Genomic DNA, 25614 nt, shown 5'->3' on the forward strand with positions numbered 1-25614 from the left:
CGCCGTTTCGACCGTTGTCAGTGTGAGGACCTAATCTGTGCAGCGTGACTTCGCCTGCCTACACGGACAACGCTGCGCCCCAGCTCAGCGCGGGGCCGCGGCCTGCCCCGGGCCCGGCCGCCGACGAGGGGCTCTCGCGACGGCTGCGCGCGCTCGCCTGCACGGCGCCGCTGCACGACCTCGATGTGCGCAAGGCGAATCTGGCCGGCGAGTACACCGTCTATGCGATGGCCGAGGTCGCGCTCGCCGCGATCGACCTCGTCACCCTCAACATGGACTTCGACACGGGTGCCGACCACGATCAGATAGTGACCAGGCTGCTTCCCCGCGTCGCCGCCCAGGCCCCGCGCCGCCCGGCCGCCGAGCACGAGCGGGTCGCCCGCTGGGTGCTGGAGAACCTGATCAATGTCGGCAGCGTCGACCGCGGATTCCGTGCGGTGTACGGCACTTTCGGCCCCGATGGGGTGTATGTCCGCCGAGATTACGACTTCAAGCTGATCGAAGAGGTCCCGGGATATGGCGGCACCGTCTATCTCCGGGCCACCGACGAGGCGGTCAACGTTCTGGTCGGCGCCCTCGACACGGACGTCACCAGCGCCCAGATCGCCGCCGAGGTGAAGCTGGAGGTCCTCATCAGCCGGGGCCGCCTGGCGGACGCGCAACTCGCCGCCGAGCAGGCCCGCTACCGCACCGTGCAGTACGCGGAGACCCTCCGCAAGACGCTGGAGGCCACCCGGCGCAACGTCCGGGCCGTCGACTGGCTCAACGCGGTACCCGACATGATCGCCGAAGCGCTTGATCACGTCGCCGACCGCTACCGCCACGAGAACGCGATCCTCACCAATATCCGCAAGGCGCGTGACGAGGCCGAGGAGCCCGAGCACAAGCGGCGCGCCGCCGAGCTCGTCGACATCGTCAAGGACTGCATCCGCCGCCACACCCAGTTGCAGTCCCGCCTGCTGGAAGCCGGACCGCTCTTCCGCGCCGAACAGGACCGGCAGGCGTTCGCCACCCCCACGACCCGCACAGGCCTCGATCTCTACGGTCAGCTGGTCGCCCCGCTGCTGCCGCTCCCCGTCGAACAGGCCATCCGCGTCACGGACGCGTTCTTCGCCCACGGCACCGGGCTGCGCACCCCGACCTCGGTACGGGTGGGCGACCTCGTCGACATGCTGCTCACCCCGCCCCTGGAGCGGGAACACCTGGGCGCCGAAATGCCCGAACCCGATCTGATCGCCACCCCGGACGACAGCAGGTTCAGCGAGGAGCAGCTCGTGAGCGCCATGGAACTCCTCGACCTGGAGCACGATGCCCCGCGCCGGCTCTCCGGACTCCTCGCGGAGGCCCGGCGCCGCGATCCCGAACTGCCCTATCTGGTCGCTCTGCTCGCGGTGCACGCCGCGAGTCCGCCGGTCGGCACCGCCTACCGGCAGGGCGAGCAGCACCTGTTGTTCTCCGTCGACGACGGGACACAGCTCGACGACCCGGAGTTCGGCGGTGCGGACCTGATAGTGGGTACGGCCCTGCTGGACGCGGCGGGAATGGCCGCGGACCGCTCCGAGGCGTCATGAGCGGCGCGCCCCGTGAGGCACATGCCTCGCCGACCCGGCGGGCGCACGTCGGCCAGGCACGTCGTCGGCCTGCCCCCGCCCACGCGGTGTGCGCGGGCAGGACCGCGCCGCCCAGGACGGATGCCGCGAGAACCGGCGCACTCCACCCCGTACCGAAGAGATTCCGCATCGAGGAGCGACAGTCGTGAGCGACCACCGCGCACAGCACGCCGACGCGTGGAGCGAGCCGACCGCCGCGTACGCGACCGAGAGCCAGACGCCCGCCGACCCGGCAGGGCCCACAGCCGCCACCGCACCCGTCACCCCGGCTGACGCGGCCGACGCCGCCCGGCTCGTCGCCTTCGGGCTGCAGCCCAAACTGCTGCCCGCACGCGACGCCGAATACGCCGGACTGCTCCGCCGCTACCGGGAGGAGCCCGCTTTCGCCCGGCTCGCCGACGCAGTGGCGACCGGACTCGGCCTGGTCGTCCTGGAAGTGTCCACCCGCGCCGGCATGGCCGTGACCGCCGGTGAGGACTCGGTCTTCGCCGTCCGCATGGGCGACTACGCCCGCCGCGCCTCGTCCGACTCCGCCGACCGCTTCCTGCACGGGCTTGCGCACCTCGCCGTCGCCGCGATGGCCTTCCCCCGCCCCGAGGACCTCGCCGACGACGCGTACATCGGCCGGATCACCGTCAACGGCGTCGACTCGTTCGTACGCCAGGCGTGCCACCGCCTGGAGGAGCGCGCCGAGGAGCACGGCGACAACACCGACCCGGCCACCGACGCCCCCGGACTGGAGGCGGCCTGGCGGATCTATGCCCGGCGCAGCTCCACCGGAGCCACGAAGGACGCCCGAAGGCTGGCCGGCTCCACCACCGGCATCGTCGGCAAGGCCGTCGCCTTCCTCACCGACTCCGGCTTCCTCCAGCGCACCGGCGACGACGCCGGAGGCGCCTTCCGTACCACCGCCCGCTACCAACTCCAGGTCCGCGACATGGCCGGTAACGCCGCCATGGCCGAACTGCTGGAACTCGGAGTCGTACCGGTGACCGACGGAACGGCAACACTGCTGCCGCCGCCCGACCCCGACGACCTGGAGCTGGTCGCCGACGCCGGTCTGCCCTTCCACGCCTGACCGGCCCGCCCCACCACCGCCGTCTCCCCCCGCTGTCTGAACGACGAGAGTCCGCCGCCATGTACGAGCTGTCCCGGGTCCGCCTCTACTCCATCGGGCCTGCCGGTGCGCGCTATGCCGACACCGTGCTTGACCTGCGTGGAGTGGGCGATCCCGTGCCCAACCCCGCCCCGGCACAGGCGGAGTTCTTCGAGGAGGAGCCGGTCGGCCCGCCGCGCCGCCCCGCCCCTGCCGGTGTGCTCTTCCTGGAGAACGGCGGCGGCAAGTCGGTGCTGCTGAAGCTGATCTTCTCGGTGATGCTGCCCGGCCACCGCAACACCCTCGGCGGCGCCAGCTCCGGCGTACTGCGCAAGTTCCTGCTCGCCGACGACTGCGGGCACGTCGCGCTGGAGTGGCAGCACACCCTCACCGGCGAGTGCGTCGTCGTCGGCAAGGTCAGCGAGTGGCGTGGACGTCAGGTCTCCAACGACCCGCGGAAGTTCGCCGAGGCCTGGTACTCCTTCCGCCCCGGACCCGGTCTCAGCCTGGACTCCCTGCCGGTCGCCGAGGCCACTTCCGTGCACCGCCCCGTCGAAGGTGTCTCCGGCGCGCAGGGCCGGCGGCGCACGATGAAGGGCTTCCGCGACGCCCTGACCGAGGCGGGCAAGTTCTACCAGCACCTCGATGTGCACTGGGAAGAGATCCACGACCGCTGGAACGAGCACCTCGGTGACCTCGGTCTCGATCCCGAACTCTTCCGCTACCAGCGCGAGATGAACGCCGACGAGGGCGAGGCGGCCGGCCTCTTCGCAGTCAAGAAGGACTCCGACTTCACTGACCTCCTCCTCCGCGCCGTCACGGACACCCGTGACACGGACGGGCTCGCCGACCTGGTGAGCGGCTTCGGCAACAAGCTTGGCCGCCGAGCCGAGCTGACCGCGGAGCGCGACTTCACCGCGGGCTCGGTCGATCTGCTCGGCCGGATCGTCGAGGCCGCTGGCACCCGGTCCCGCACCCGGGACATCCACGCGGGCGCCGAGCGCCGCACCCGTATGCTCGCCCGCAGGCTCTCCTCCCGCGCCGACCAGGAGCGCGGCCGGACCGCCGAGCTCGCCCAACAGGTGACGGGCGCCGCGCACACCGTCACCACCGCCGAGGAGGCCCGCAGCCGCAGCGCCCTGATCGCGGCCGAACTGGCCTACCGGCACGCCTCCCTGGCCCTGACCGCGGCGGAGAAGGGCGCTGCCGCCCAGCGCCGCGAACTGATCGACGCCCGCACCCTGCACTCCGCCTGGCAGGCGGCCGAGGCCGTACTGCGACACCGCGCCGCCGCCGACCGCTCCGCACGCGTAGCCGTGGCCATCCGCGAGGCGGAGCGCGACGCCGCGCCTGCGCTCGCCGCCCGCGCCGAGGCCGCCGCCGATCTCGTACGGGCCCTGCACACCGCGGCGGAGGCCGGCGAGACCCTGGCCAACGAGGAGGAGGAGCGCTCCGACACCCTCCAGACGGCGGGCGAGACCGCCCACCGCGATGCCACCACGGCAGCCACCGAGGCCCAGCGCGCCCGCAGCGAGTCCGGACATCTGCGCCAGCGCCTTGCCGAGGTCGAGCAGGAGACAGCAGAGGCGGTAAGGGCCGGCTGGCTCGACAACACCGCGCCGGACGCCGACCCGGCGCGCGCCGCGCTCGCCGCGAGCGACGCCGAGCAGTCCGCGGTCGCCGCATGGGACACCGCCAGGGAGGCCGCCCGCTCGGCGGCCGACCTGGCCAGGGAAGCCGCAGCCGCCGAGAGCCGTGCCGAACTCGCCGCGGCGCGCGCCGCAGATGCCGCACTGGCCGCGGATCAGTCGTACGAGGCCGAGCTCAGGGCCGCCGAGTCGATCGCCGCCGACCACCGTCTGGCCGACCTGCTGGGCCTGCCCGCCACGCACGGCACAGGCGTGCCCCGGCCCCGCCGCGGAGCGGCCGGGGCGGAGACGGGCCCGGACGCCCCGCACAGTCAGGACCCCCAGGACCGGCACCAGGCACAGGCGGGTCAGGAAGGCCGGACGGGCCGGCCGGACCTGGCCGCCCACGCCGCGTACACCGTCACTGCCGAACAGCCCGCCGCACACGAACAGCCGCTCACCGCCCAGGAGCTGGACCGCAGCGCCGACGAACTGCGCGAGCTGCTCGACCAGGGCATCGCCTCCGCCGAGCGCCGCCTCTTCGAGCTGCGCACCGCGGCCGCCGACGACTCCCGCATCCTCGGCGCACTCGGCGACGGCGGACTGCTGCCGCCCGGCCCAGATGTCCTGGCCACCGTCGAATACCTCGGCGAGCACGGTATCCCCGCCCTTCCCGGCTGGCGATACCTCGCCCAGGCCGTCGACCCCGCCGACCACGCGGCCGTACTCGCCGCCCGTCCCGAACTTGTCGACGGCGTGGTCATCACCGACCCCGACTCGCATGCCCGCGCACGCGAGGTCCTGAGCGGCGCCGCCCTTCTGCCGCGCTCCGCCGTCGCTGTAGGCACCGCCGCCGCACTGCTCGCCCCCGTCCCGGCCACCGGCACGGGCTCGGCCGCGAGCACGGAAGGGGTGTTCCTCGTTCCGCCGAACCCGGCGATGCACGACGAACACGCGGCCGACGAGGAGCGGCAGGCTCTCAGGAGCAGGGCCGCCGCCCGCGACGAGGACATCCGCACCCTCGCGGCCCGCCTCACCGCCGACCGCTCTCTGGCTGCCCGCATCGGCTCCTGGCGCGCCGACTGCCCGCCCGGCATGCTCTCCGAGCTCGCCGAAGCAGCCCGCACCGCCCGTTCGGCCGCCGAGGCGGCGGAGGCCGCACTCGCCGAAGCCCGTACCGTGCGCGCCGAGGGCGACGAGGCCGCCGCGGACACCGCCCGCGTCCGCGACGAACGCCAGGAGGCCGCCCAGCGCGCCCGCCGCGCCGCCGACGCCCTCGCGGGCCTTGCTCACCGACTCCGCGAACGCGCGGGCTGGCGGACGAAACTGCGCGAACTGATCGACGAAGCAGCCGAATCCGAGGCCCGAGCCACCGTCTGCCTGGAGCGGGCCCGCGCAGCCGACGAAGACCGCAGGGCCGCTCAGCGCGCCGCCGACGACGCCCGCCGCACCGCCCGCGCCCTGCGCGCCGAACGTGCCGAGATCGCAGGTGCCCCCGAGCACCTCCCGGAGCCCGGGGGCGACACCCCACGCCCCGCGCTTCCCGCGCTGCGGGAGGCCTACCGAGCCGCATCCCAGCTGTACGAGAAGGTGGGCGTCGGCGCCGACCTGCGCGCCGAACAGGCCCGCGCGGAGAGCGACGAGAGTGCCGCCCTTGCCGAGCTGGACCGGCTCACCAACAAGGTCCGCACCCGGGCCGCCCAGCTTCTCGAAGGCACCGACGGCGCCGACGGCCCCTCCAGGCAGGCGGCCGCCGCCCGCGCCGAATCCCTGGTGCAGCTCCTGGAAACCAGGGCCTCCGCCGCGAGCGAGCAGCTGGGCCGGCTGCGGGGAGAGGCCGAGCGCCTGGCCCCGGTCGACGGCGAGACCCATCACACCGAACTCCCCGACGAGCTGGTCCCCGCCGACGCCGAGCAGGCCCAGGCCCTCCTGCGGACCGCCACGGCCGAACTGGCCTCCGCCACCGCAACCCTGGACACCGCCCGCGCCGCCCACGCCGAGCTGCTGCACGCCCACCGCACCGCCGAGGACTCCGCAGGCGGCTTCGACGAGACCGCGGCACTTCTGCGCGACCTCCTCAGGGACCACGGCGCGGACGACGACACCGAGGCCCCCGAGCCGTACCCGGGCAGCCTCGACGAGGCCCGGCAGTCCGCCGCAGAGGCCCGCCGTTCACTGCGCGGCTGCGCCGCCGACCTGTCCGCCGCGGAGGGCGCCGTACGGGAAGCGAGCGACGTCCTCGTACGGCACGCCAACTCCACCCGCTACGAACAGGTCCGCACCCCCGCCCGCCAGCAGATCCGCGAACTGCCGGCCGCGGCACTGCCCGAGCACGCCGAGAAGTGGGCCGCCGCCTTCGCACCCCGGCTCCGTGTCCTCACCGACGAGCTGGCCCAGTTGGAGCGTAACCGCGACTCCATCGTCGATCGGCTTCGCGGCCTCGTGGAGTCCGCGCTCACCACCCTGCGCTCCGCCCAGCGGCTCTCCCAGCTCCCCGAAGGACTGGGGGAGTGGTCAGGCCAGGAGTTCCTCCGGATCCGCTTCGAGGAACCCGATCAGGCGACGCTCACCGAGCGTCTCGGCGAGGTCGTCGACGAGGCCACCCGCGCCGCCCTGAAGAAGAACTCCGATCTGCGAAGGGACGGCATGTCCCTTCTGCTGCGCGGTGTGCAGGCGGCGCTGGAGCCCAAGGGCATCGCCGTGGAGATCCTCAAGCCGGACGCGGTACTCCGTGCCGAACGCGTCCCGGTCGGACAGATGGGGGACGTCTTCTCCGGCGGTCAGCTGCTCACTGCCGCCATCGCCCTCTACTGCACGATGGCCGCACTGCGCAGCAACGACCGGGGCCGCGACCGGCATGAGCACCGGCACGCGGGCACGCTGTTCCTGGACAACCCCATCGGCCGGGCCAACGCCACCTATCTGCTGGAGCTCCAGCGAGCGGTGTCGGACGCCCTCGGCGTACAACTGCTCTACACGACCGGACTCTTCGACACCACGGCGCTCGCCGAATTCCCGCTGGTCATCCGACTGCGCAATGACGCGGACCTGCGGGCCGGGCTGAAGTACATCAGCGTGGAGGAGCACCTTCGCCCCGGGCTGCCGCAGCAGGACCCGAACGGCGAGACGGTGCACGGCGAGATCACCGCCACCCGCATGTTCAAGCGCGCCACGACGCCGCCCGACACCGCCCGGGTTCCCGCTCAGGGCCCGTCCGACAAGTAAGACCGACCGGCACATGGGGGGCGGCGTCGCGGGGCTGGGCACGCACACCTGCGGCGTTGTCGTCGGTCGACAACTCCCCCATAGCCCTGGAGGGCCCTAAGGCATGGGGGAAACCCCCTTCGCGTTGCTTCCCTCCTCCGCCTTGCAGCTGCACGCACCCAGCCCCGCTCCTTCTCCCACCCCCCATGTGCCGGTCGGTCCAAGGACGGCGAGCAGGAACGACGAGTAAGGAACCGGCGCGGCCGCAAGCCGCGAGAGAGCCCGGCTCGACCCATGGGACAGGTCGGGCGGCGCTCAGGCCTGCGAGAGGCTGCCCGCGCCCCTGCGGCGTATCCGCGCGTCGTCCCGCTGCGCGGTCCGCGCCGCCCGCCGGGCTCTGCGCCGCTCACGGCGCAACTGCCGCGCCGAACTGCTCGGTACGGACACCACGCCGTTGCGCTGATTCCAGACCTGCCGGGTGACCCAGACATCCAGCACCGACCAGGTCGTAACCACCGTGCTGCCCACACTGCTCAGCACCATCGGAAAGGCAAGCCAGGACCCCGCCAGCGTGCACAGGAACGCCACCATGGCCTGGATGATCGTCAGCGACATGATGAGCACGGCACGCACGGCAGCCCTGCGGACCGGGTCCGGCATCCGCCGCCGCGTCGCAGGCTCTTCCACCCAGAGCTGCCGGTGCTGCTGGCACGGGATCTTCGCCCCGCCGGTCGCCGCCGAGACCGCCGTCGCCGCCGGTGCCGACGACACCGGACTCCGACGCTCTTTTGTATCCAAGGACTCTCAACTCCCCACCAGTGTCCAACCTCAGGGTTGCTGCCCGGCATGTGCTGTTTCTACGCGAGCGGACCGGACCGTCCTGCCCTGAGCGCTTCCCGTGTTCCCCCTGACCCGTACAGAGAGACGAGTGACCAGCTGTGAAGATTCCCTCGACCCGTCACCGAACGAAGAATTCCAGCCAACTGCCCTGCCGAACAGTGTGATGCTCTGACAGGTCTCTTCTGCCGCTTTCGCGAATTTCATTGCCCGGAATACCTGGAAAACTCATGATCAACGCCATGGAGTGCGGCTGAAAATCGTCCGGACATCCCTTCGGGTTGTCTCTCTGTCGGTAGTAGGCTCGCGCCGTTTATTGACGGAACACGACCACCGCCCCGTGGGGCCGGGCTGGAGGAGGCCATGCGCTTTCGCGGGAAGTCCATCCGCAGGAAGATCGTGGCGTTGCTGCTGGTGCCGCTCGTCTCCCTCACCGGACTCTGGGGTTTCGCCACTTTCCTGACGGGGCGCGAGGCCGGCCATCTGATGAGTGCGAGCACCATCGTGGAGAAGGTCGGTCATCCTCTGGAGGGCACAGTCCGTGCCATTCAGGACGAGCGCCGTCAGACCCTTGTCTTCCTTGCCGACCCCAGGGCCTCCAACGCTCTGCCCCTGCTGGAGCGCCAACGAGCAGCCACCGACCGTGTCGTGGCGGACGTCAGGGACAGCGCACGGCAGAAGGGCATCCGCGATGCACTGCGGCCCGAGGACGAATCACAGCTGAACGCGGTCCTCGGCACGGTCGAGGGCCTTGGCGCACTCCGCGATGCGGTCGGCAAACGCACCATCGACCGCCTCAAGGCGATGGAGTTCTACGACCGTCTCATAGACCCCTGCTACCGCTTTCTGACCGGCCTCCGCACGATGGAGAACGTGTCGATGGACAAGCAGGTCCGCGCACTCGTGGGCATCTCGCGAGCCCGCGAAATGCTCTCCCGCGAAGACGCTCTGGTCGCCTCGTCACTCATCGCCGGACGGCTGACCGCTTCCGAACTGCGCCAGATCTCCGACCTCGTCGCCAATCGCAAGCTGCTCTACGAGATAAATGGCGAGATGCTGCCCTCGTCGGAGCGCCGACGCGTGGAGCAGTACTGGGCGAGCCCGGACAGCGAAGCGCTGAGGACCGCGGAGAACACCCTCATCAGCAGCGGCCCCACCCAGGACCCGCGAGCGGTCGACGCCGAGCGCTGGCAGGAGGTGGCCCCGCCGGTCCTGGACCGGCTGGCCAACGACTCCACCGAGATGAACAACCGTTTCCAGGACCGCGGCAAGCCCGCCGGCTACAGCGTCCTGATCAAGGCCGGGGTCGCGGGTGTCCTCGGATTCCTCGCCCTGCTCGCCTCGGTGTTCGTCTCCGTACGCATCGGCCGCGAGCTCATCCGTGACCTCTCCCGGCTCCGCAAGGACGCCCATGAGGTCTCCGGCGTACGGCTGCCGAGCGTGATGCGCCGGCTTGCCGCGGGTGAACAGGTCGATGTCGAGACCGAGGCACCGCACCTCCAGTACGAACGGGACGAGATCGGCCAGGTCGGCCAGGCACTCAACACCCTGCAACGGGCCGCCGTCGAAGCCGCGGTCAAGCAGGCGGACATGCGCCGCGGGGTCTCCGAGGTCTTCGTCAATCTCGCCCGCCGCAACCAGGTCCTGTTGCACCGGCAGTTGACGCTCCTTGACACCATGGAGCGCCGCACCGAGAACACCGATGAACTCGCGGACCTCTTCCGCCTCGACCACCTGACCACCCGTATGCGGCGCCATGCCGAGGGCCTGGTGATCCTCTCCGGTGCCGCACCGTCCCGTCAGTGGCGCAAGCCGATCCAGCTGATGGACGTGGTACGGGCAGCGGTCGCCGAGGTCGAGGACTACGAGCGGATCGAGGTCCGCCGACTGCCCCGCATCGGTGTCGGCGGCCCCGCCGTCGCCGACCTCACCCATCTGATCGCCGAACTCCTGGAGAACGCCACCGTGTTCTCGCCGCCGCACACCGGGGTCCAGGTGCACGGCGAACGCGTCTCCAACGGCTTCACGCTCGAAATCCACGACCGCGGTCTCGGCATGGCTCCCGACGTCCTCCTCGACGCCAACCTGAGACTCGCCGAGACCCCTGAGTTCGAACTCTCCGACACCGACCGGCTCGGTCTCTTCGTGGTCAGCCGCCTCGCGCAGCGGCAGAACGTCCGTGTCTCGCTGCAGACTTCTCCGTACGGTGGCACGACCGCCGTCGTCTTCATCCCGGCGGCGCTGCTCACCGACGCCCCGGAGACGCACGGCACCGGCTTCCGCCTCGACCGCCGGTCCGAGAAGGCGATCGGCAGTGGCGGAAGGGCAGCCGGCCAAGGACCGCGCAGCGACAAGGGCCGCAGGGACGGCGTGCCGGACCGCCGCGCCGCCGGCAGGCCCTCCGGCCTCGCCCCCGTCCCCACCGGCCTCGTGGACCCGGCCCTCCTGGACGGGCCCGTCGAGCTGGAGGGACCCGTCGGACCGCTGGGCTTCGAGAACGACCCCGTACTCGATCCGCTGATCGACCCTCTGCTGGGCGGTGCTTGCGACATCGACGACACCGAGAGTGAACGCGGCGGCATCTTCCGTGCCCGCGACCCCCGGCGCGAGGGCGACCGCGAACAGCACGAGCAGGCTTCCGACCAGGCAGGGGAGTCCGCGGCCGATGTACGGGCGATGCGCCCCGGCGGCCCGGTGCCGCTGCCCCGCCGCAAACCGCCGACCCTGGTCGCCGACAACGGACGCCGGGTCGACGAGGCGGGCCGCACCCACCCCACAACCGCCGAGCCCGACTCCTCACCCGGGCCGGCCGAAACCGGCAGTGCCTCCACCGACGCCGGGATCAGGCCGTCGGGCGTCGTCCCGTGGCCCTCCGCCGTCGACACCGGCAGACCCACCGAGCCGCGGCACCCCACCGGACCCCGGCAGCCCACCGGCTTCCGGAAACCCGCCGGGCCGGCCACACCTCCTGAGCCCGCGCCTGTGACAGCGCCGAGCGCGGCCCGGGAGACCGTGGGTGGTCTGCCCCGGCGCATCCGGCAGGCCAGCCTCGCCCCGCAGCTTCGCGACGTCTCCGGCGGCCGCGATGCGGAGCCGGCCGTAACGGAACCGTCTCAGGACTTCGAGCGCGATGCGGACGAGGTACGCAGCCGCATGGCTTCGCTCCAACGCGGCTGGCAGCGCGGCCGTGGGCAGAACGCCGAGGACGTGACCGGTCCCGGTGAAACAGCACAAGGAACCACTCCGGGAGGGGACGGTCGATGACCGCACCGAACGCCGCAGCACCCAACGCCGCACGCCAGGGCTCAGGCCAGCTCAACTGGCTGCTCGACGAACTCGTCGACCGCGTCGCCAGCATCCACAAGGCGCTGGTGCTCTCCAGCGACGGCCTCGCCACCGGCACATCCAAGGACCTGACCCGCGAGGACAGCGAACATCTGGCGGCCGTCGCCTCCGGGTTCCACAGCCTCGCCAAGGGCGTGGGACGCCACTTCGACGCGGGCCGGGTCCGCCAGACCGTCGTCGAACTCGACGAGGCGTTCCTCTTCGTCACAGCGGCCGGTGACGGCAGCGCTCTCGCCGTGCTGGCCGACGCCGACTCCGACGTCGGCCAGGTGGCGTACGAGATGACGCTGATGGTCAAGCGCGTCGGCGCCCACCTGGCCAACGCCCCCCGGACGACCGGTCTGACCGCCGGGGGGTGACTGGACGGCATGAGTGCTGACTCCTCCAGATCTCCGGCAACGCCCACGGACCCGCAGGCATCGCGCTGGTACGACGCCGAAGCGGGCCCTGTGGTCCGTCCGTACGCGATGACCCGGGGCCGTACCAGCAGCGCCTCCCGTCATCGGCTCGACCTGATCGCGATCGTCGTCCCGGAACCTGCGGCCGACGATCCCGGCCGGGACCAGACGCTCTCCCCGGAACATGTGGAGATCGTCGAACTCTGCAGTGGCATGCCCCAGTCGATCGCCGAGCTCGCGGCCGGCCTGGATCTCCCCGTCGGGGTGGTCCGGGTGCTGGTCGGTGATCTCGTCGAGGACGAGCTGGTGCACGTAACCCGTCCCGTTCCGCCGGCCGAGCTGCCGGACGTGAACATTCTTCGCGAGGTGATCAATGGCCTTCGGGCGCTCTAGCCGCAACAGGCGGCCCGTTGAGCCCGTTACCCTGAAAATCCTGGTGGCGGGTGGCTTCGGAGTGGGCAAGACGACTCTGGTCGGCGCGGTCAGCGAGATCAGGCCGCTGCGTACGGAGGAGAGACTCAGCGAGGCGGGCCGCCCGGTGGACGACCTGGCGGGCGTGGAGGCGAAGACCACCACGACCGTGGCCATGGACTTCGGCCGGATCACACTCCGCGAGGACCTGGTGCTGTACCTCTTCGGCACCCCGGGGCAGGACCGTTTCTGGTTCCTGTGGGACGAACTCGCCCAGGGCGCGCTGGGAGCGGTCGTGCTCGCGGACACCCGGCGGCTGGAGGACTGCTTCGCGGCGGTCGACTACTTCGAGCGCCGAGCGATTCCGTTCGCCGTCGCCGTCAACTGTTTCGAGGGAGCCGGCAAGTTCCCCACCGAGACGGTGCAGGCGGCGCTGGACCTCGACCCGGAGGTGCCGGTGCTCATGTGCGACGCACGTGACCGCTCCTCCGCACGGGACGTACTGGTGGCGGTCGTCGAGCACGCAGTGGCCCGCGCTGAGCGTCCCCGCGAGCCCGCAACGACGTAGGCCCATCGGCCGGCACAGGGCCGGGAACGCGGCCCGCACCCCCGCCGACCGGGGTACGGGCCGCGCGTTGTTGCCTGACTGGGCAAGGATTTTTCTCCTTGTGTGATGGGCCGTCAAGGCTGTTGACACCAAGTGCTGTTCACCACAGGTGCGGTACGGACCGTCGCGCACTGCAAAGTGGCCGGGAAGCGCTCAGCGGACCGCGATGACTGCGGAACCATGGCCGAACAGCCCTTGATTCGCAGTGATCCCTACCCGCGCGCCCGGAACCTGCCGTCGGCCCGCAGCGCCGCGCAGCTGCCAGGTCAGCTCGCAGACCTGGGCGATGGCCTGCGCGGGCACGGCCTCCCCGAAGGAGGCGAGCCCGCCGCTCGGATTGACCGGGATACGGCCACCGAGCGCCGTCGCCCCCTCACGTACGAGCTTGGCGCCCTCACCCGCACTGCACAGTCCGATGTCCTCGTACCACTCCAGCTCAAGAGCGGTCGACAGGTCGTACACCTCGGCCAGGGACAGATCCTCGGGTCCGACGCCCGCCTCCTCGTACGCCGCCCGGGCGATCGAGGCGCGGAAGCTCTCCGCGGCCGGCTCCATGGCGACTGCCGAATCGGTCGCGATGTCCGGAAGGTCGAGTACGGCCTTCGGGTAGGTCGGCGTCACGGTGGAGACGGCGCGGATACGGACCGGATCCGCGGCCCCGTGACGCCGGGCGAACTCCATGCCGGACAGCACGAGTGCCGCCGCGCCGTCGGACGTCGCGCAGATGTCCAGCAGCCGCAGCGGATCGGCGACCACGGCGGAGGCGGCGACCTGCTCGGCGGTCACGGGCGCGCGGTAGCGGGCGTTGGGGTTCAGCGCGCCGGCCGCCGCGTTCTTCACCTTGACCAGTGCGAAGTCTTTTGGGGTGTCTCCGTGTACGGCCATGCGTCGGCGGGCGTACAGCGCGAAGTACGCGGGGTTCGTCGCGCCGAGCACCCGGAAGCGCAGCCAGTCGGGGTCGTCCGGCCGCTCGCCGCCCGCCGGGGCGAAGAACCCCTTGGGCGCGGCGTCCGCACCCACCACGAGCACCACCTCCGCCAGGCCGGCGAGGATCTGCGCCCTGGCGGTGTTGATCGCCTGGGCACCCGACGCACACGCCGCGTACACGCTGGCGACCCTCGCCCCCTGCCAGCCGAGTGCCTGCGCGAATGTCGCACCGGCCACATAGCCCGGGTAGCCGCCGCGCACGGTGTCCGCGCCGACCACCGACTGCACGTCCCGCCAGTCGATCCCCGCGTCACCGAGCGCCGTCCGGGCCGCCACCGTGCCGTACTCGACGAAGCTGCGCCCCCACTTGCCCCACGGATGCATCCCGGCGCCGAGGACGGCCACCTCTTCGGTCATGCCGCACCGCCCCGGGCCCCGCCGGTGCCCTCGGACGGTACCGGCCGCCAGTGCCAGGTCGTCCACACCGGGGCCGAATCGGTCCCGGCGGCGGCGCCCCCGCTCAGCACGCCCGGCACCACCTCGACGGTCATCCCGACCGCCAGATCCGCGACGCCCACCCCCGGCGCAGCCTGGCCAAGGATCACCATGCGCTCGGCCGCCAGCTCGACGGCCACCAGCGTGTACGGCTCCCAGGGCACGTCGGGGTCGGAGAGGTAGGGGGCAGGCGGCCGGTAGCGGCCGTCCGTGTACGACCAGACCGTGCCGCGCCGGGAGAGCGGCACTTCGGCCAGCTCACCGCCCGCGCACCGCGGATTGCGGCAGAAGACGTCCTGACGCGGGAAGAAGACCGACGAGCAGGCGGAGCAGCGGGTGCCCAGCAGCCGGAATTCGCGGTCGGTGCTGTCCCCGGTGAACCATCCGGCCACCACTGGTGTGCGCGTCTGTGGCAAAACCCCTCCCCAGCACGAGATCTGACGAGACGTCAGAAGTGTGCCACGGTCAGCGGTTGTCGGCGAGCCACTTGGCGGCGGTCTCTGCCAGCTCCCCGTCGCGGCCCGCCAGCATCATCCGGATCATCTGTACATCGCCGCGCAGTGACCAGGCGGGATGCCCAAAGGTGGCCGGATTGTTCTTCTCGATCAGGAAATGCGCGGGCCAGGCGGTCCCGTACCCGATCAGCGGCAGGGCGGCCACGTACCTCTTGCGCCCCCGTGCCAGGCCGTACGCGGTGACCGCGAGACCGGTGAGGGTGCCCGTCAGATGGACCCAGCGGGTGGCGGCCCTGGAGTGCATCGCGACGTAGTAGGGCCAGAACTCTTCGTATGAATCGAACGTCTGTTGTGACATACGGGCACCGTAATGGCTTGAGCGGCAACCGGAAACGGCCGATCCACGTCCGAGAAGAAGAACGGGCGGCCGGAACCCACGGGGGTGGTCCCGGCCGCCCTTTCTCCGCTCTCCCGTCAGTGTCCCGCGACGGACCTCCTGGCCACCGGGAAGTCGAAGTAGGTGTCCGGGAACAGCTCGGGCTTGAAGGTGTAGTGCCACCATTCCTCGGCCAGATTCACAAACCCGGCGTCGTTGAGTGTCTTCTTGAGGAACTGCCGATTGGCACGCTGAGTTCCCTGGACGCGCGGGTCATCGGTGTGCGAGAGCGTGTCGAAGCAGTCGAATCCCGTGCCCATGTCCACGGAATTGTCCGGGAAGCGGTCGGCCTCGGGCGCATAACAGGGCACCGGCTTCTGGCCCGGCAGGTACGGTCCGGTCGGTGCGGCGGGCAGTTTCACCAGCGTCAGGTCCACCGTGCTGCCGCGGCTGTGCCCGGACTTCTCCGCGATGTAACCGTCGGCGAACAGTCGCGTCTTGTCGACCCGGGGGTAGAACTCGCCCTTCATGGTCTCGTCGTCGAGGTCCTTCGCCCACCGTACGAAGTGGTCGACCGCCCGCTGCGGCCGGTAGCAGTCGTACACCTTCAGCGAGTAGCCCTGCTTCAGCAGCCGGGTCTGTGCGTGGTGCAGGGCACGGGCCGCCGGCCGGGTCAGGATGCAGAGCGGCTGGCGGTAGCCGTCCACCGGAACGCCCATGAAGTTGTGTGCGGTGGGGTAGCGCATCTCCTGGATGATCGTCGGATCCACCGAACGCAGCGCGACGAACTCCTCGGGGGCCTTCGGCTCGGGCTTCGCCTGCGCCACGGGGGCGGCGGCGGTGACGGCGAGCAGGGTGGCGGCAGCGGCTGCCAGGATACGGAAAGCGGAAGCGAGAACTGTCATGAGCACATAATTCAACAGTGTGGGGGAGGCCGGCAGGCGATCGGATACAGTCCGCGCGTGTCTGCGCCCATGAGCAACCCCGACAAGCCGGTCAAGGACTCCCACTGCGGTGCCTGCGGAGCGCCGTACGTCGTTTCGGTGTCCCCCAAGGCCTGGCCCCGCACCTGCACCGTCTGCGGGGACACCGCCTACCGCAACCCGCTGCCGGTCGCCGTGGCCCTGCTCCCCGTCACCGACCGGGACGGCACCGGACTCGTCGTCATCACCCGCACCATCCCGCCCCACCGCGGCGGTCTCGCCCTTCCCGGCGGCTTCATCGACCACGACGAGGACTGGAAGCACGCAGTCGTACGTGAACTCCGCGAGGAGACCGGCATCGAGGCCGACGAACAGGACGTCCGCCTCGCCGATGCCCTCAGCGCCCCGGACGGCCACCTGCTCCTCTTCGGCCTGCTTCCGGAACGCCCCGCGACCGGCCTCCCGCCCTCCGGCCCGACCGACGAGACCTCCGGCTTCCAGCTGCTCCGCACACCCACAGAGCTCGCCTTCCCCCTGCACACCCGGGCCGCCCGCACGTGGTTCGAAGGCGGCTACCACTCACCTGCCCGACGGCCCCTCCGCACACCGTGACCCGGCCTACAACCCCCGCACACGCACCGGGTGGTTCAACGGCCCCTCCCCGCCCTCCCGCTCCACCCGAACCTCCCCGTCCACCAGCCGCGACGTATACCGCTCGACCTCCGCCCGCTCCCAGCCGTCACCCACATCCCGGACCACCAGACCGCCCCCACTGCGCCCCGCGGCCGGAGCCCACACCTCCAGTTCCACAGCCCCGTCCGCACCTCGCACCGGCAGCACCGAACCCGCCCGCGCCAACACCGGCACCCGCGACAACGGCGCATCGAGCAACACCTGCCCCGGCCCCTCGTACACCTCACCCGTTGCCGTGTCGTACCAACGCCCCCGCGGCAACCGCACGGCCCGGCGATCGGCGCCACGCTCCAGCACCGGCGCCACCAGCAAGGCGTCACCCAGCAAGAACGCGTCCTCGCACTCCCGCAATGCCCGCTCCCCGGGTGCACCCCACCAGACCGGTCGCACATACGGCGCGCCGGTCAGCCGGGCCAGCTGCGCCAGCGTCACGAAGTACGGGTGAAGCCGCTCCCGCTCCTCCAGCGCGGCCCGCGCATGCTCGAGCACCTGCGGTCCGAACTCCCACGGCTCCCGCCGTCCCGCGCCGATCGCCGCATGGGTACGGAACAACGGCATATACGCACCCAGCTGGAACCACCGCAGATACAACTCCGGCGACGGCGAGCCGTCGAACCCGCCCACATCCGGCCCCGAATACGGAACCCCGCACAGCCCCAGCCCCAGCACCAGCGCCAGCGAGGCCCGCAGTCCCGGCCAGCCGGTCTCCACATCACCGGACCAGGTGCCCCCGTAACGCTGCATCCCCGCCCAACCGGAACGCGAGAACAGAAAAGGGCGCGTCTCCGGCCGCAGCCGGCGAAGCCCTTCGTACCCGGCACGCGCCATTGCGAGCCCGTACACATTGTGGGCCTCGCGGTGATCACCCCCGCGACCCTCCAGAGAGTGCCGCGCCGACCGCGGCAGCGTCGGATCCCCGAACGCCGCGAACGACACCGGCTCGTTCATGTCGTGCCACACACCGGAGAACCCCTGCGCGAGCCGCTCCTCGTACAGACCGCCCCACCACTCCCGCACCTGTGGATCGGTGAAGTCCGGATACACGCACTCACCCGGCCACACATCCCCGCGCACCGCCCGCCCCCGCGCATCCCGGACGAACGCCCCGCTGCTCCCGACCGCCCTACCCGAGTCGAACACCGCATCCCCCGGCTCCGCCTTCACCGCGGGATCGACGATCGACACCAGCCGCACCCCGTCCTCCCGCAACTCCTTCGCCAGCCCCGGCAGATCGGGGAAACGCTCACGGTCGACGGTGAACACCCGATGCCCGTCGTAGTGGTCGATATCCAGATGCAGTACCGAGAGGGGAAGCCCCCGCTCCCGGTACCCGGCAACGATCCGCCGCACCTCCCGCTCGCTCCCGAACCCCCAACGGGCATGCTGCGGACCCAACGCCCAGGACGGCGGCAGCGCCGGCGCACCCGTGAGCGCCGTCCAGCCCTGCAGCACCCGGGCCGGCGTACCGGCCGTCACCCAGCAGCGCAGCGGCCCCCCGTCCATCCGCACCTCACACATCCCCGGACGGTCATGGCCGGACCCCGCACCCTCCTCGCCCTCGCGCAACGCCACCCGCCCCGACCAGGTGTTGTCGTGGAACACCAGATGCGTCCCCGCATCGGAGACCACCATCTGCACCGGCATCGTCAGATACAGCGGATCGTCATCCGGCCCGAAGTGCCCGCCCGGATCGGTGTTCCACAGCTCGTACACACCGTCCCGCAGTCGCGGCCCCGACGCCCGTCCGCCGAGCCCGAAGAACCGGGCGTCCGCAGGCACCTCGGAACGCTGCACCCACCGAGCCGCACCACCCGCCACCGGCTCCCACCAGCGCGGCGGCAACTCGCGCCGGAGCACCACCCCGCCAGGAGTACGCAGTTCCACGGCCCCGTGCCGTGACACCGCAACGGTCAGCCGCTCCGAGACCACCTGCCAGCCGCCGTCCTTGTCCGGTTCCAGCCCGGCCCGTGGATCCGCCTCGGGCGCTGTACCGGCCAGTGCGTACGACGGCAACGGCTCCGCGCCGTCCCAGCCCCAGAACACCGCACCGCCCACCGCCACCCGGACCCGCAACTCCGAACGCGCGAACCGCACCACACCCCCGCCCGGACCCGGATCCGCCCCCACCACAAGTCCCGGCACTCTCGCCCGCTCCGCACCGCGCCGCGGCAGCGCCCGCGCATCCGCATTCCGACGCCGCAAGGAGGAGCGCACCGCGCGCAGCCCCTGCACCGAACCGACCATCTTCACCGAGCGCACCAGGTCACGACCGTTCATGCAATTCACCCTGCCACCCGACAGGGCAGGAGCGGGCTCCGTTCAACTTCCGTTCACCCGTGGCCGGACCACATAGCCGGACAGGCGACCATGGGTGGCGAACCCTGGTGCGAAAGACGATCACATGGCATCGTCCGTAAAAGCCGCCTCACGCGCACACCCCAGCACGTGTGCGCGCGACCCACGCCCATCCCGCGTACCCGTAAAGCCAGGGAGCCGCCCCATGACCGCAGCAGCCAACGAAGCCCCCCTCTGGCAGCCCGGCCCCGACCGCATCGCGGCCGCGGCCGTCACCCGCTTCCAGAGCTGGGCGGCCGAGCGGTACGGAGCACCGGCCGACGGCGGCTATCCGGCCCTGCACCGCTGGTCGGTCGATGAACTCGACACGTTCTGGCAGGCCGTCGCCGACTGGTTCGACGTACGGTTCTCCGCCCCGTACGAGTCCGTCATCGGCGACCGCACCATGCCCGGCGCGCAGTGGTTCCCCGGCGCCACCCTCAACTACGCCGAACACGCCCTGCGCGCTGCGGAGGACCCCCTGCGCGCAGACGCCCCCGCCCTGCTCCACGTCGACGAGACCCACACCCAGGTCCCCATCTCGTGGTCCGAACTCCGCGGCCGGGTCGGATCGCTCGCCGCCGAGCTCCGTGCCCTCGGCGTCGAACCGGGCGACCGTGTCAGCGCCTACCTCCCCAACGTCCCCCAGGCCGTCGTCGCCTTCCTCGCCACCGCGGCCGTCGGCGGCGTATGGACCTCCTGCGCCCCCGACTTCGGCGCCCGCAGCGTCCTCGACCGCTTCCAGCAGGTCGAACCCGTCGTGCTCTTCGCCGTCGACGGCTACCGCTACGGCGGCAAGGAACACGACCGCGCCGACACGGTCGCGGAGCTTCGCCGCGAACTTCCCACTCTGCGCGCCGTCGTCCACATCCCGCTGCTGGGTACCGAGGCCCCGGAAGGCGCTCTCGAATGGTCCGCCCTCACATCCGCGGACACCGAGCCCGTCTTCGAGCAGGTCCCCTTCGACCATCCGCTGTGGGTGCTCTACTCCTCCGGTACGACCGGACTCCCCAAGGCGATCGTCCAGTCCCAGGGGGGCATCCTGCTGGAACACTTCAAGCAGATCGGCCTGCACTGCGACCTCGGCCCCGACGACCGGTTCTTCTGGTACACCTCCACCGGCTGGATGATGTGGAACTTCCTCGTCTCCGGCCTGCTCACCGGGACCACGCTCGTGCTGTACGACGGAAGCCCGGGCTATCCGGACGTCAGCGCCCAGTGGCGCGTCGCCGAACAGACCGGAGCGACCCTCTTCGGTACCTCCGCCGCCTATGTCATGGCCTGCCGCAAGGCCGGCATCCACCCGGGCCGCGACTTCGACCTCTCCCGTATCCAGTGCGTCGCCACCACCGGCTCCCCGCTCCCGCCCGACGGTTTCCGCTGGCTCCACGACGAAGTCGCCGACGATCTCTGGACCGCCTCCGTCAGCGGCGGCACGGACGTCTGCAGCTGCTTCGCCGGCGCGGTCCCCACCCTCCCCGTACACATCGGCGAACTCCAGGCCCCGTGCCTCGGCACAGACCTCCAGTCCTGGGACCCCGCAGGCAAGCCGCACATCGGCGAAGTCGGCGAACTCGTCGTCACCGCACCCCTGCCCTCCATGCCGATCCGCTTCTGGAACGACCCCGACGGCAGCCGCTACCACGACAGCTACTTCGACATGTACCCCGGTGTGTGGCGCCACGGCGACTGGATCACGATCACCGAACGCGGCTCGGTCATCATCCACGGCCGCTCCGATTCCACCCTCAACCGCCAGGGTGTACGCATGGGCTCCGCCGACATCTACGAAGCCGTCGAACGGCTCCCCGAGATCCGCGAATCCCTCGTCATCGGCATCGAGGAGCCCGACGGCGGCTACTGGATGCCGCTCTTCGTCCACCTCGCCGACGGGGCCGCGCTCGACGACGACCTGCGCAACAGCATCAAGCAGACCATCCGCGAGAACCTGTCCCCGCGCCATGTCCCGGACGAGGTCATCGAGGTCCCAGGCATTCCGCACACCCTCACCGGCAAGCGCATCGAGGTTCCGGTCAAACGCCTTCTGCAAGGCACGGCCCTGGCCAAGGCGGTCAATCCCGGCTCGGTCGACAACCTCGAACTCCTCCGCTTCTACGAGGACCTCGCCCGCAAGCGTGCCTGACCGTCCGCATTGTCAGTGCCCCTGATTACTCTGAGTGAGCAATGATCGACAGCGCACTGGGGGAGTCATGGCGCACACCAGGAACACCAAGCACGCCAAGCACAGCGCGACCGCCGGGTACAGCCGCTCCGGCACATCCATGCGACGTACGCTGCGCCGCGAAGCACCCAGCACCATCGGCCTCCTGGCCGACGAGCAGGACTTCGCGGCGATGCAGCGCTACCGCACCTTCACGTTCGACGACCACACCGTCTATCTGCAGCAGGTCGAGGGCCTGCTCAAAGCCCTCGCCGCACAGGGCATGCACGCCACGGTCGCTCTCTTCGACCCGGAGGAGTACGCGGAGTTCTGCACCGAGTCGGGAATCGCTCCCGACGCTCCCGCCAGCCGCAGCCGCTTCACCGCCGAGATCGCCTCAGTCGGGGCCACCGTCGCGTACGCCGGGCAGCCCATCGACACCCTGATCCCGCTCCTGGTCAGCCGAGCCGTCCGCCAGGCCACCTGGGAGTACGGCACGATGACTCTGGCCGGCCTCGGAGACTGCGCGGACTGCGGCCAGGACATCGGGCGCGCCGCCTTCGATCGTGCCTCCCACCTGCTGCTGCGCATGCTGGAGGCGGCAGGCCCGGGCACCCACCACCTCGTCTGCAGCGCCCCCACCGAGAACGAGCATCTGCTCGCCGTCCTGCACACCGAGCGAGACACCGCGGGACCCGCCCGCCTCGAAACAGCGGAAGGAGCCGAGTTCGTCACGGTGCTCGCCGTCGGAATCGCCCTCGAAAAGCCCGGGGGAGTCGTACTCCGCACGAGCAACCCCGGCACCCAGGACCGGGTCCACGGCTGGCGGCTGGCCCGCGGCAGCCTGGTCCCGCTCACCGCCGGTGAGGTCTTCAGCGCCTACTGCACCGACGCGGACACCGGCGAACCGGTCGCCCCGGAGTCACATGTGGAGTACTGCGCGGGCTTCGACCTGGGCGCGGACGAACCGGAATCACACCACTGACAAGCCGAAGGGGCTCCCCGCCACCATCAGCAGGGAGCCCCTTCACCACGGACGCCGCAGGGCTACTCGCCCGACAACACCGCCTGAGCCGCCACCCGTGCTTCTTCGGCGGAGTCCGCCGCGCGCGCGGCGGAAGCGGCACGCTCGCACTGCGCAAGCGTGTACTTCGCCAGCGTGGCACGGACATAAGGAATGGACGCGGCCCCCATCGACAACGACGTCACACCCAGCCCCGTCAGGACACAGGCGAGCAGCGGATCGGAGGCGGCTTCACCACAGACACCACAGCTCTTGCCCTCCGCCCCGGCCGCCTCCGCCGAAAGGGCCACGAGGTCGAGCAGCGCCGGCTGCCACGGATCCTGCAGCCGGGACACCGCACCCACCTGACGGTCGGCGGCAAAGGTGTACTGCGCGAGGTCATTGGTGCCCAGCGAGAGGAACTCCACCTCCTGCAGGATCGAGCGCGCCCGCAGCGCCGCGGACGGAATCTCCACCATCGCGCCGAACTTCGCCCGCAGCCCGGCCTCACGGCAGGCATCGGCGAAGGCCTTCGCATCCTTACGGTCCGCCACCATCGGAGCCATGACCTCAAGGTGGACAGGCAGACCCTCGGCCGCCTTCGCCAGCGCGGTCAGCTGGGTTCGCAGTACCTCGGGGTGGTCCAGCAGAGTCCGCAGCCCGCGCACACCCAGCGCCGGGTTCGGCTCGTCCGCCGGCGTCAGGAAGTCCAGCGGTTTGTCGGCGCCGGCATCCAGTACCCGCACCACGACACGCCCCTCGGGGAACGCCTCGAGCACTGCCCGGTACGCCGCAATCTGCTTCTCCTCGGACGGTGCCTGCTTGCTGTCGTCCAGGAACAGGAACTCGGTACGGAACAGACCCACGCCCTCGGCACCGGCCTCGACCGCCGCCGGCACATCGCCCGGCCCACCGACATTGGCGAGCAGCGGGACCTTGTGGCCGTCGGAGGTGGCGCCAGGACCGGTCGAAGCGGACAGTGCGGCCTTGCGCGCCGCAGCGGCGCTCTCCATCTCCGCACGCTTCTCGGCGCTGGGTTGGACGAAGATCTCACCGGTGCTGCCGTCCACCGCGACGACCGTGCCCTCGGCCAGCTCACCGGCACCGGGGAGCGCCACCACGGCAGGCACACCGAGCGCCCGCGCCAGAATCGCGCTGTGACTGGTCGGCCCGCCCTCCTCGGTCACAAAGCCGAGCACCAGAGCCGGGTCGAGCAGCGCCGTGTCGGCGGGCGCGAGATCCCGTGCGATCAGCACGTAGGGTTCGTCGCTGTCCGGCACGCCTGGCATCGGCACACCGAGCAGGCGAGCCACGATCCGGTTGCGCACGTCGTCGAGGTCGGCAACCCGACCCGCAAGGTACTCCCCGGCGTTGGCGAGCAGAGCCCGGTAGGCGGCGAACGCGTCGTAGACGGCGCGCTCGGCAGTGCTGCCGACGGCAATGCGCCGATCCACATCAGCCATCAGCTCGGGGTCCTGAGCCATCATGGCCTGGGCCTCGAGCACATGCTGAGCCTCGCCACCGGCCAGATTGCCGCGCGCAATCAGGTCGGCCGCCACAGCCTCCACAGCCTGGCGAGCGCGCCCCTGTTCGCGCTCCGCCTCCTCGGCCGGGATCTGCTTGGCCGGCGGTTCGAGTACCGTCGTGCCCATATGGCGCACCTCGCCGATCGCCACTCCGTGGCTCACACCGACGCCTCGCAGCGTTGTCTCCATTTCACCCGTCCCCGGTTGTGCGGCGGCCCGTGCCTCCGCGGTGGATATCCAGTCGGCTATCACTGCGCCGAGTCCGTTACTGCCAACCGAACAACGTGTCGCCGATCTTCACGTCCCCGTCCTCGCGGACGTCGGAGAGGGAATCAGCGGTGGCCTCCAGCGCGACGATCGGGCACACGGGGGACTTGCCGGCCGCCTCGACGCCCGCAGGATCCCAACGCACGATCCCCTGACCGCGCGTGACCGTGTCCCCCTTGTTCACGAGCAGCTCGAAACCCTCACCATTGAGCTGAACGGTGTCGATACCGAGGTGTACGAGAACGCCGCGCCCGTGCTCGTCCACGACGACGAACGCGTGCGGGTGCAGGGAGACAACGATGCCGTCGACCGGCGATACGGCCTCGGACGGCTCGCGCACGGGATCAATGGCGGTTCCAGGACCCACCATCGCGCCGGAGAAGACCGGGTCCGGTACCGCAGCGAGCCCGATGGCACGTCCGGCAAGAGGGGACGTCACAGTGGTCATGGGGAACCTCCCAGGGGTGGAGCTTGAATGGCGCCGGCACAGCTTGTGGGCGACGGCGTACTGTTCAGCAGAGTAAGTCATAGGAAGTTCCGGTTCCGCCTGAGTCCTGACGGTTCGCGGCCCTAGAGGGGCACCGGAAACGATTTGCCTCAACTCCCGGCGCCCTGTACTGTCGTGCTCCTGCCTGGCCCCAGCGCGACTTCAAGTCGGGGGTTGGCGGCGACTTTTAAGCCCTGACTCTAACCCGGATCGGCACCTGCATGTCTGCAGGAGGTTGGTTAAGGGAAATGAAAAGGCCTGATAGAGTCGGACTCGCCGGAAAGGGAAACGCGAAAGCGAAGAACTGGAAAGCGCAGTAAAAATTCTCCTGCTCTGCAGGGGGCCGCTTCGACCGGGAATCGGACACGAAAGAGTCTGATAGAGTCGGAAACGCAAGACCGAAGGGAAAGCCCGGAGGAAAGCCCGAGAGGGTGAGTACAAAGGAAGCGTCCGTTCCTTGAGAACTCAACAGCGTGCCAAAAGTCAACGCCAGATATGTTGATACCCCGGCCTGCTTCGGCAGGTTGGTGGTTCCTTTGAAAGTCCTGCCGGGCCTCACGGTTCCGGTAGGCAATTTACACAGCGAGGACGCTGTGAACGATCGGTCTTATTCCGGCTGATCGTTCCGCTCTCGTGATGTGTGTCCCGATTACGGGAAAACATTCACGGAGAGTTTGATCCTGGCTCAGGACGAACGCTGGCGGCGTGCTTAACACATGCAAGTCGAACGATGAAGCCCTTCGGGGTGGATTAGTGGCGAACGGGTGAGTAACACGTGGGCAATCTGCCCTTCACTCTGGGACAAGCCCTGGAAACGGGGTCTAATACCGG

At 70.6% G+C, this 25614-nt stretch carries 18 protein-coding genes and 1 rRNA gene; 11 read left to right on the forward strand and 8 right to left on the reverse strand.

What is annotated here, in order from left to right; genetic code table 11:
• Nucleotides 1–44: 44 nt before the first annotated feature.
• The 3 genes from ACIPEK_RS37210 (at nt 45) to ACIPEK_RS37220 (ending at nt 7559) form a co-directional block, all read left to right on the forward strand.
• Nucleotides 45–1571: a hypothetical protein gene (locus tag ACIPEK_RS37210; protein ID WP_383079489.1), complete on the forward strand. Its 1527-nt coding sequence runs from the start codon at nt 45–47 to the stop codon at nt 1569–1571.
• A 184-nt stretch (nt 1572–1755) separates the two neighbouring features.
• Nucleotides 1756–2688: a hypothetical protein gene (locus tag ACIPEK_RS37215; RefSeq protein ID WP_402005677.1), complete on the forward strand. Its 933-nt coding sequence runs from the start codon at nt 1756–1758 to the stop codon at nt 2686–2688.
• Between the two features lie 59 nt (nt 2689–2747).
• The gene (locus tag ACIPEK_RS37220) at nt 2748–7559 is read left to right on the forward strand and encodes a hypothetical protein (protein ID WP_402005680.1); all 4812 of its coding nucleotides are present in this window, start codon (nt 2748–2750) and stop codon (nt 7557–7559) included.
• Between the two features lie 294 nt (nt 7560–7853).
• Here ACIPEK_RS37220 and ACIPEK_RS37225 read toward each other — a convergent pair whose 3' ends face one another.
• Complete coding sequence (locus ACIPEK_RS37225) at nt 7854–8336, reverse strand: hypothetical protein (protein ID WP_402005683.1); 483 nt, start codon at nt 8334–8336, stop codon at nt 7854–7856.
• Between the two features lie 402 nt (nt 8337–8738).
• Here ACIPEK_RS37225 and ACIPEK_RS37230 point away from each other — a divergent pair, with 402 nt between their 5' ends.
• Genes ACIPEK_RS37230 through ACIPEK_RS37245 form a run of 4 tightly spaced genes read left to right on the forward strand, consistent with a single transcriptional unit; the run spans nt 8739 to nt 13097 of the window.
• Nucleotides 8739–11639: a nitrate- and nitrite sensing domain-containing protein gene (locus ACIPEK_RS37230; protein ID WP_402005686.1), complete on the forward strand. Its 2901-nt coding sequence runs from the start codon at nt 8739–8741 to the stop codon at nt 11637–11639.
• A complete protein-coding gene (locus ACIPEK_RS37235) occupies nt 11636–12079 on the forward strand; it encodes a roadblock/LC7 domain-containing protein (protein ID WP_383079484.1) in 444 nt (147 codons plus the stop codon). The genes ACIPEK_RS37230 and ACIPEK_RS37235 overlap by 4 nt, the downstream gene beginning before the upstream one ends.
• Nucleotides 12080–12088: 9 nt before the next feature.
• Nucleotides 12089–12511 (forward strand): DUF742 domain-containing protein, encoded by a 423-nt coding sequence (locus tag ACIPEK_RS37240; protein WP_327276368.1) that lies wholly within the window; start codon nt 12089–12091, stop codon nt 12509–12511.
• A complete protein-coding gene (locus tag ACIPEK_RS37245) occupies nt 12492–13097 on the forward strand; it encodes a GTP-binding protein (RefSeq protein ID WP_402005689.1) in 606 nt (201 codons plus the stop codon). Before ACIPEK_RS37240 ends, ACIPEK_RS37245 begins: the two co-directional genes overlap by 20 nt.
• A 192-nt stretch (nt 13098–13289) precedes the next feature.
• Here ACIPEK_RS37245 and ACIPEK_RS37250 read toward each other — a convergent pair whose 3' ends face one another.
• The 4 genes from ACIPEK_RS37250 to ACIPEK_RS37265 form a co-directional block, all read right to left on the reverse strand.
• Nucleotides 13290–14480, reverse strand: coding sequence for a lipid-transfer protein (locus ACIPEK_RS37250; RefSeq protein ID WP_402005692.1), 1191 nt, complete (start codon nt 14478–14480; stop codon nt 13290–13292).
• On the reverse strand, nt 14477–14974 hold the full coding sequence (locus ACIPEK_RS37255) for a Zn-ribbon domain-containing OB-fold protein (RefSeq protein ID WP_402005694.1): 498 nt from the start codon (nt 14972–14974) through the stop codon (nt 14477–14479). Before ACIPEK_RS37255 ends, ACIPEK_RS37250 begins: the two co-directional genes overlap by 4 nt.
• A 49-nt stretch (nt 14975–15023) precedes the next feature.
• Nucleotides 15024–15371 (reverse strand): Mpo1-like protein, encoded by a 348-nt coding sequence (locus ACIPEK_RS37260; protein WP_402005697.1) that lies wholly within the window; start codon nt 15369–15371, stop codon nt 15024–15026.
• A gap of 116 nt (nt 15372–15487) precedes the next feature.
• Entirely contained in the window at nt 15488–16294 is an 807-nt protein-coding gene (locus tag ACIPEK_RS37265; protein WP_402005700.1) for a M15 family metallopeptidase, read from the reverse strand.
• A 69-nt stretch (nt 16295–16363) separates the two neighbouring features.
• Between ACIPEK_RS37265 and ACIPEK_RS37270 the strand changes: the two genes are divergently transcribed.
• Entirely contained in the window at nt 16364–16924 is a 561-nt protein-coding gene (locus ACIPEK_RS37270; protein ID WP_402005714.1) for an NUDIX domain-containing protein, read from the forward strand.
• Between the two features lie 6 nt (nt 16925–16930).
• On the opposite strand, the gene ACIPEK_RS37275 is transcribed toward ACIPEK_RS37270, so the two are convergent.
• On the reverse strand, nt 16931–19282 hold the full coding sequence (locus tag ACIPEK_RS37275) for a TIM-barrel domain-containing protein (RefSeq protein ID WP_402005703.1): 2352 nt from the start codon (nt 19280–19282) through the stop codon (nt 16931–16933).
• A gap of 223 nt (nt 19283–19505) precedes the next feature.
• Here ACIPEK_RS37275 and ACIPEK_RS37280 point away from each other — a divergent pair, with 223 nt between their 5' ends.
• A complete protein-coding gene (locus tag ACIPEK_RS37280; RefSeq protein WP_402005706.1) occupies nt 19506–21482 on the forward strand; it encodes an acetoacetate--CoA ligase in 1977 nt (658 codons plus the stop codon).
• A gap of 67 nt (nt 21483–21549) precedes the next feature.
• The gene (locus ACIPEK_RS37285) at nt 21550–22485 is read left to right on the forward strand and encodes a hypothetical protein (protein ID WP_402005709.1); all 936 of its coding nucleotides are present in this window, start codon (nt 21550–21552) and stop codon (nt 22483–22485) included.
• 62 nt (nt 22486–22547) lie between these two features.
• On the opposite strand, the gene ptsP is transcribed toward ACIPEK_RS37285, so the two are convergent.
• Together ptsP and ACIPEK_RS37295 are read right to left on the reverse strand one after the other, a co-directional pair.
• Complete coding sequence (gene ptsP / locus ACIPEK_RS37290) at nt 22548–24218, reverse strand: phosphoenolpyruvate--protein phosphotransferase (protein ID WP_402005711.1); 1671 nt, start codon at nt 24216–24218, stop codon at nt 22548–22550.
• A gap of 76 nt (nt 24219–24294) precedes the next feature.
• The gene (locus ACIPEK_RS37295; RefSeq protein WP_189281020.1) at nt 24295–24744 is read right to left on the reverse strand and encodes a PTS glucose transporter subunit IIA; all 450 of its coding nucleotides are present in this window, start codon (nt 24742–24744) and stop codon (nt 24295–24297) included.
• Nucleotides 24745–25445: 701 nt separating this feature from the next.
• On the opposite strand from ACIPEK_RS37295, the gene ACIPEK_RS37300 reads away from it, so the two are divergent.
• A 16S ribosomal RNA gene (locus ACIPEK_RS37300) occupies nt 25446–25614 on the forward strand; the annotation flags it as partial.

This window comes from Streptomyces sp. NPDC088246 (assembly GCF_044741025.1).
Taxonomy (GTDB): Bacteria; Actinomycetota; Actinomycetes; order Streptomycetales; family Streptomycetaceae; genus Streptomyces.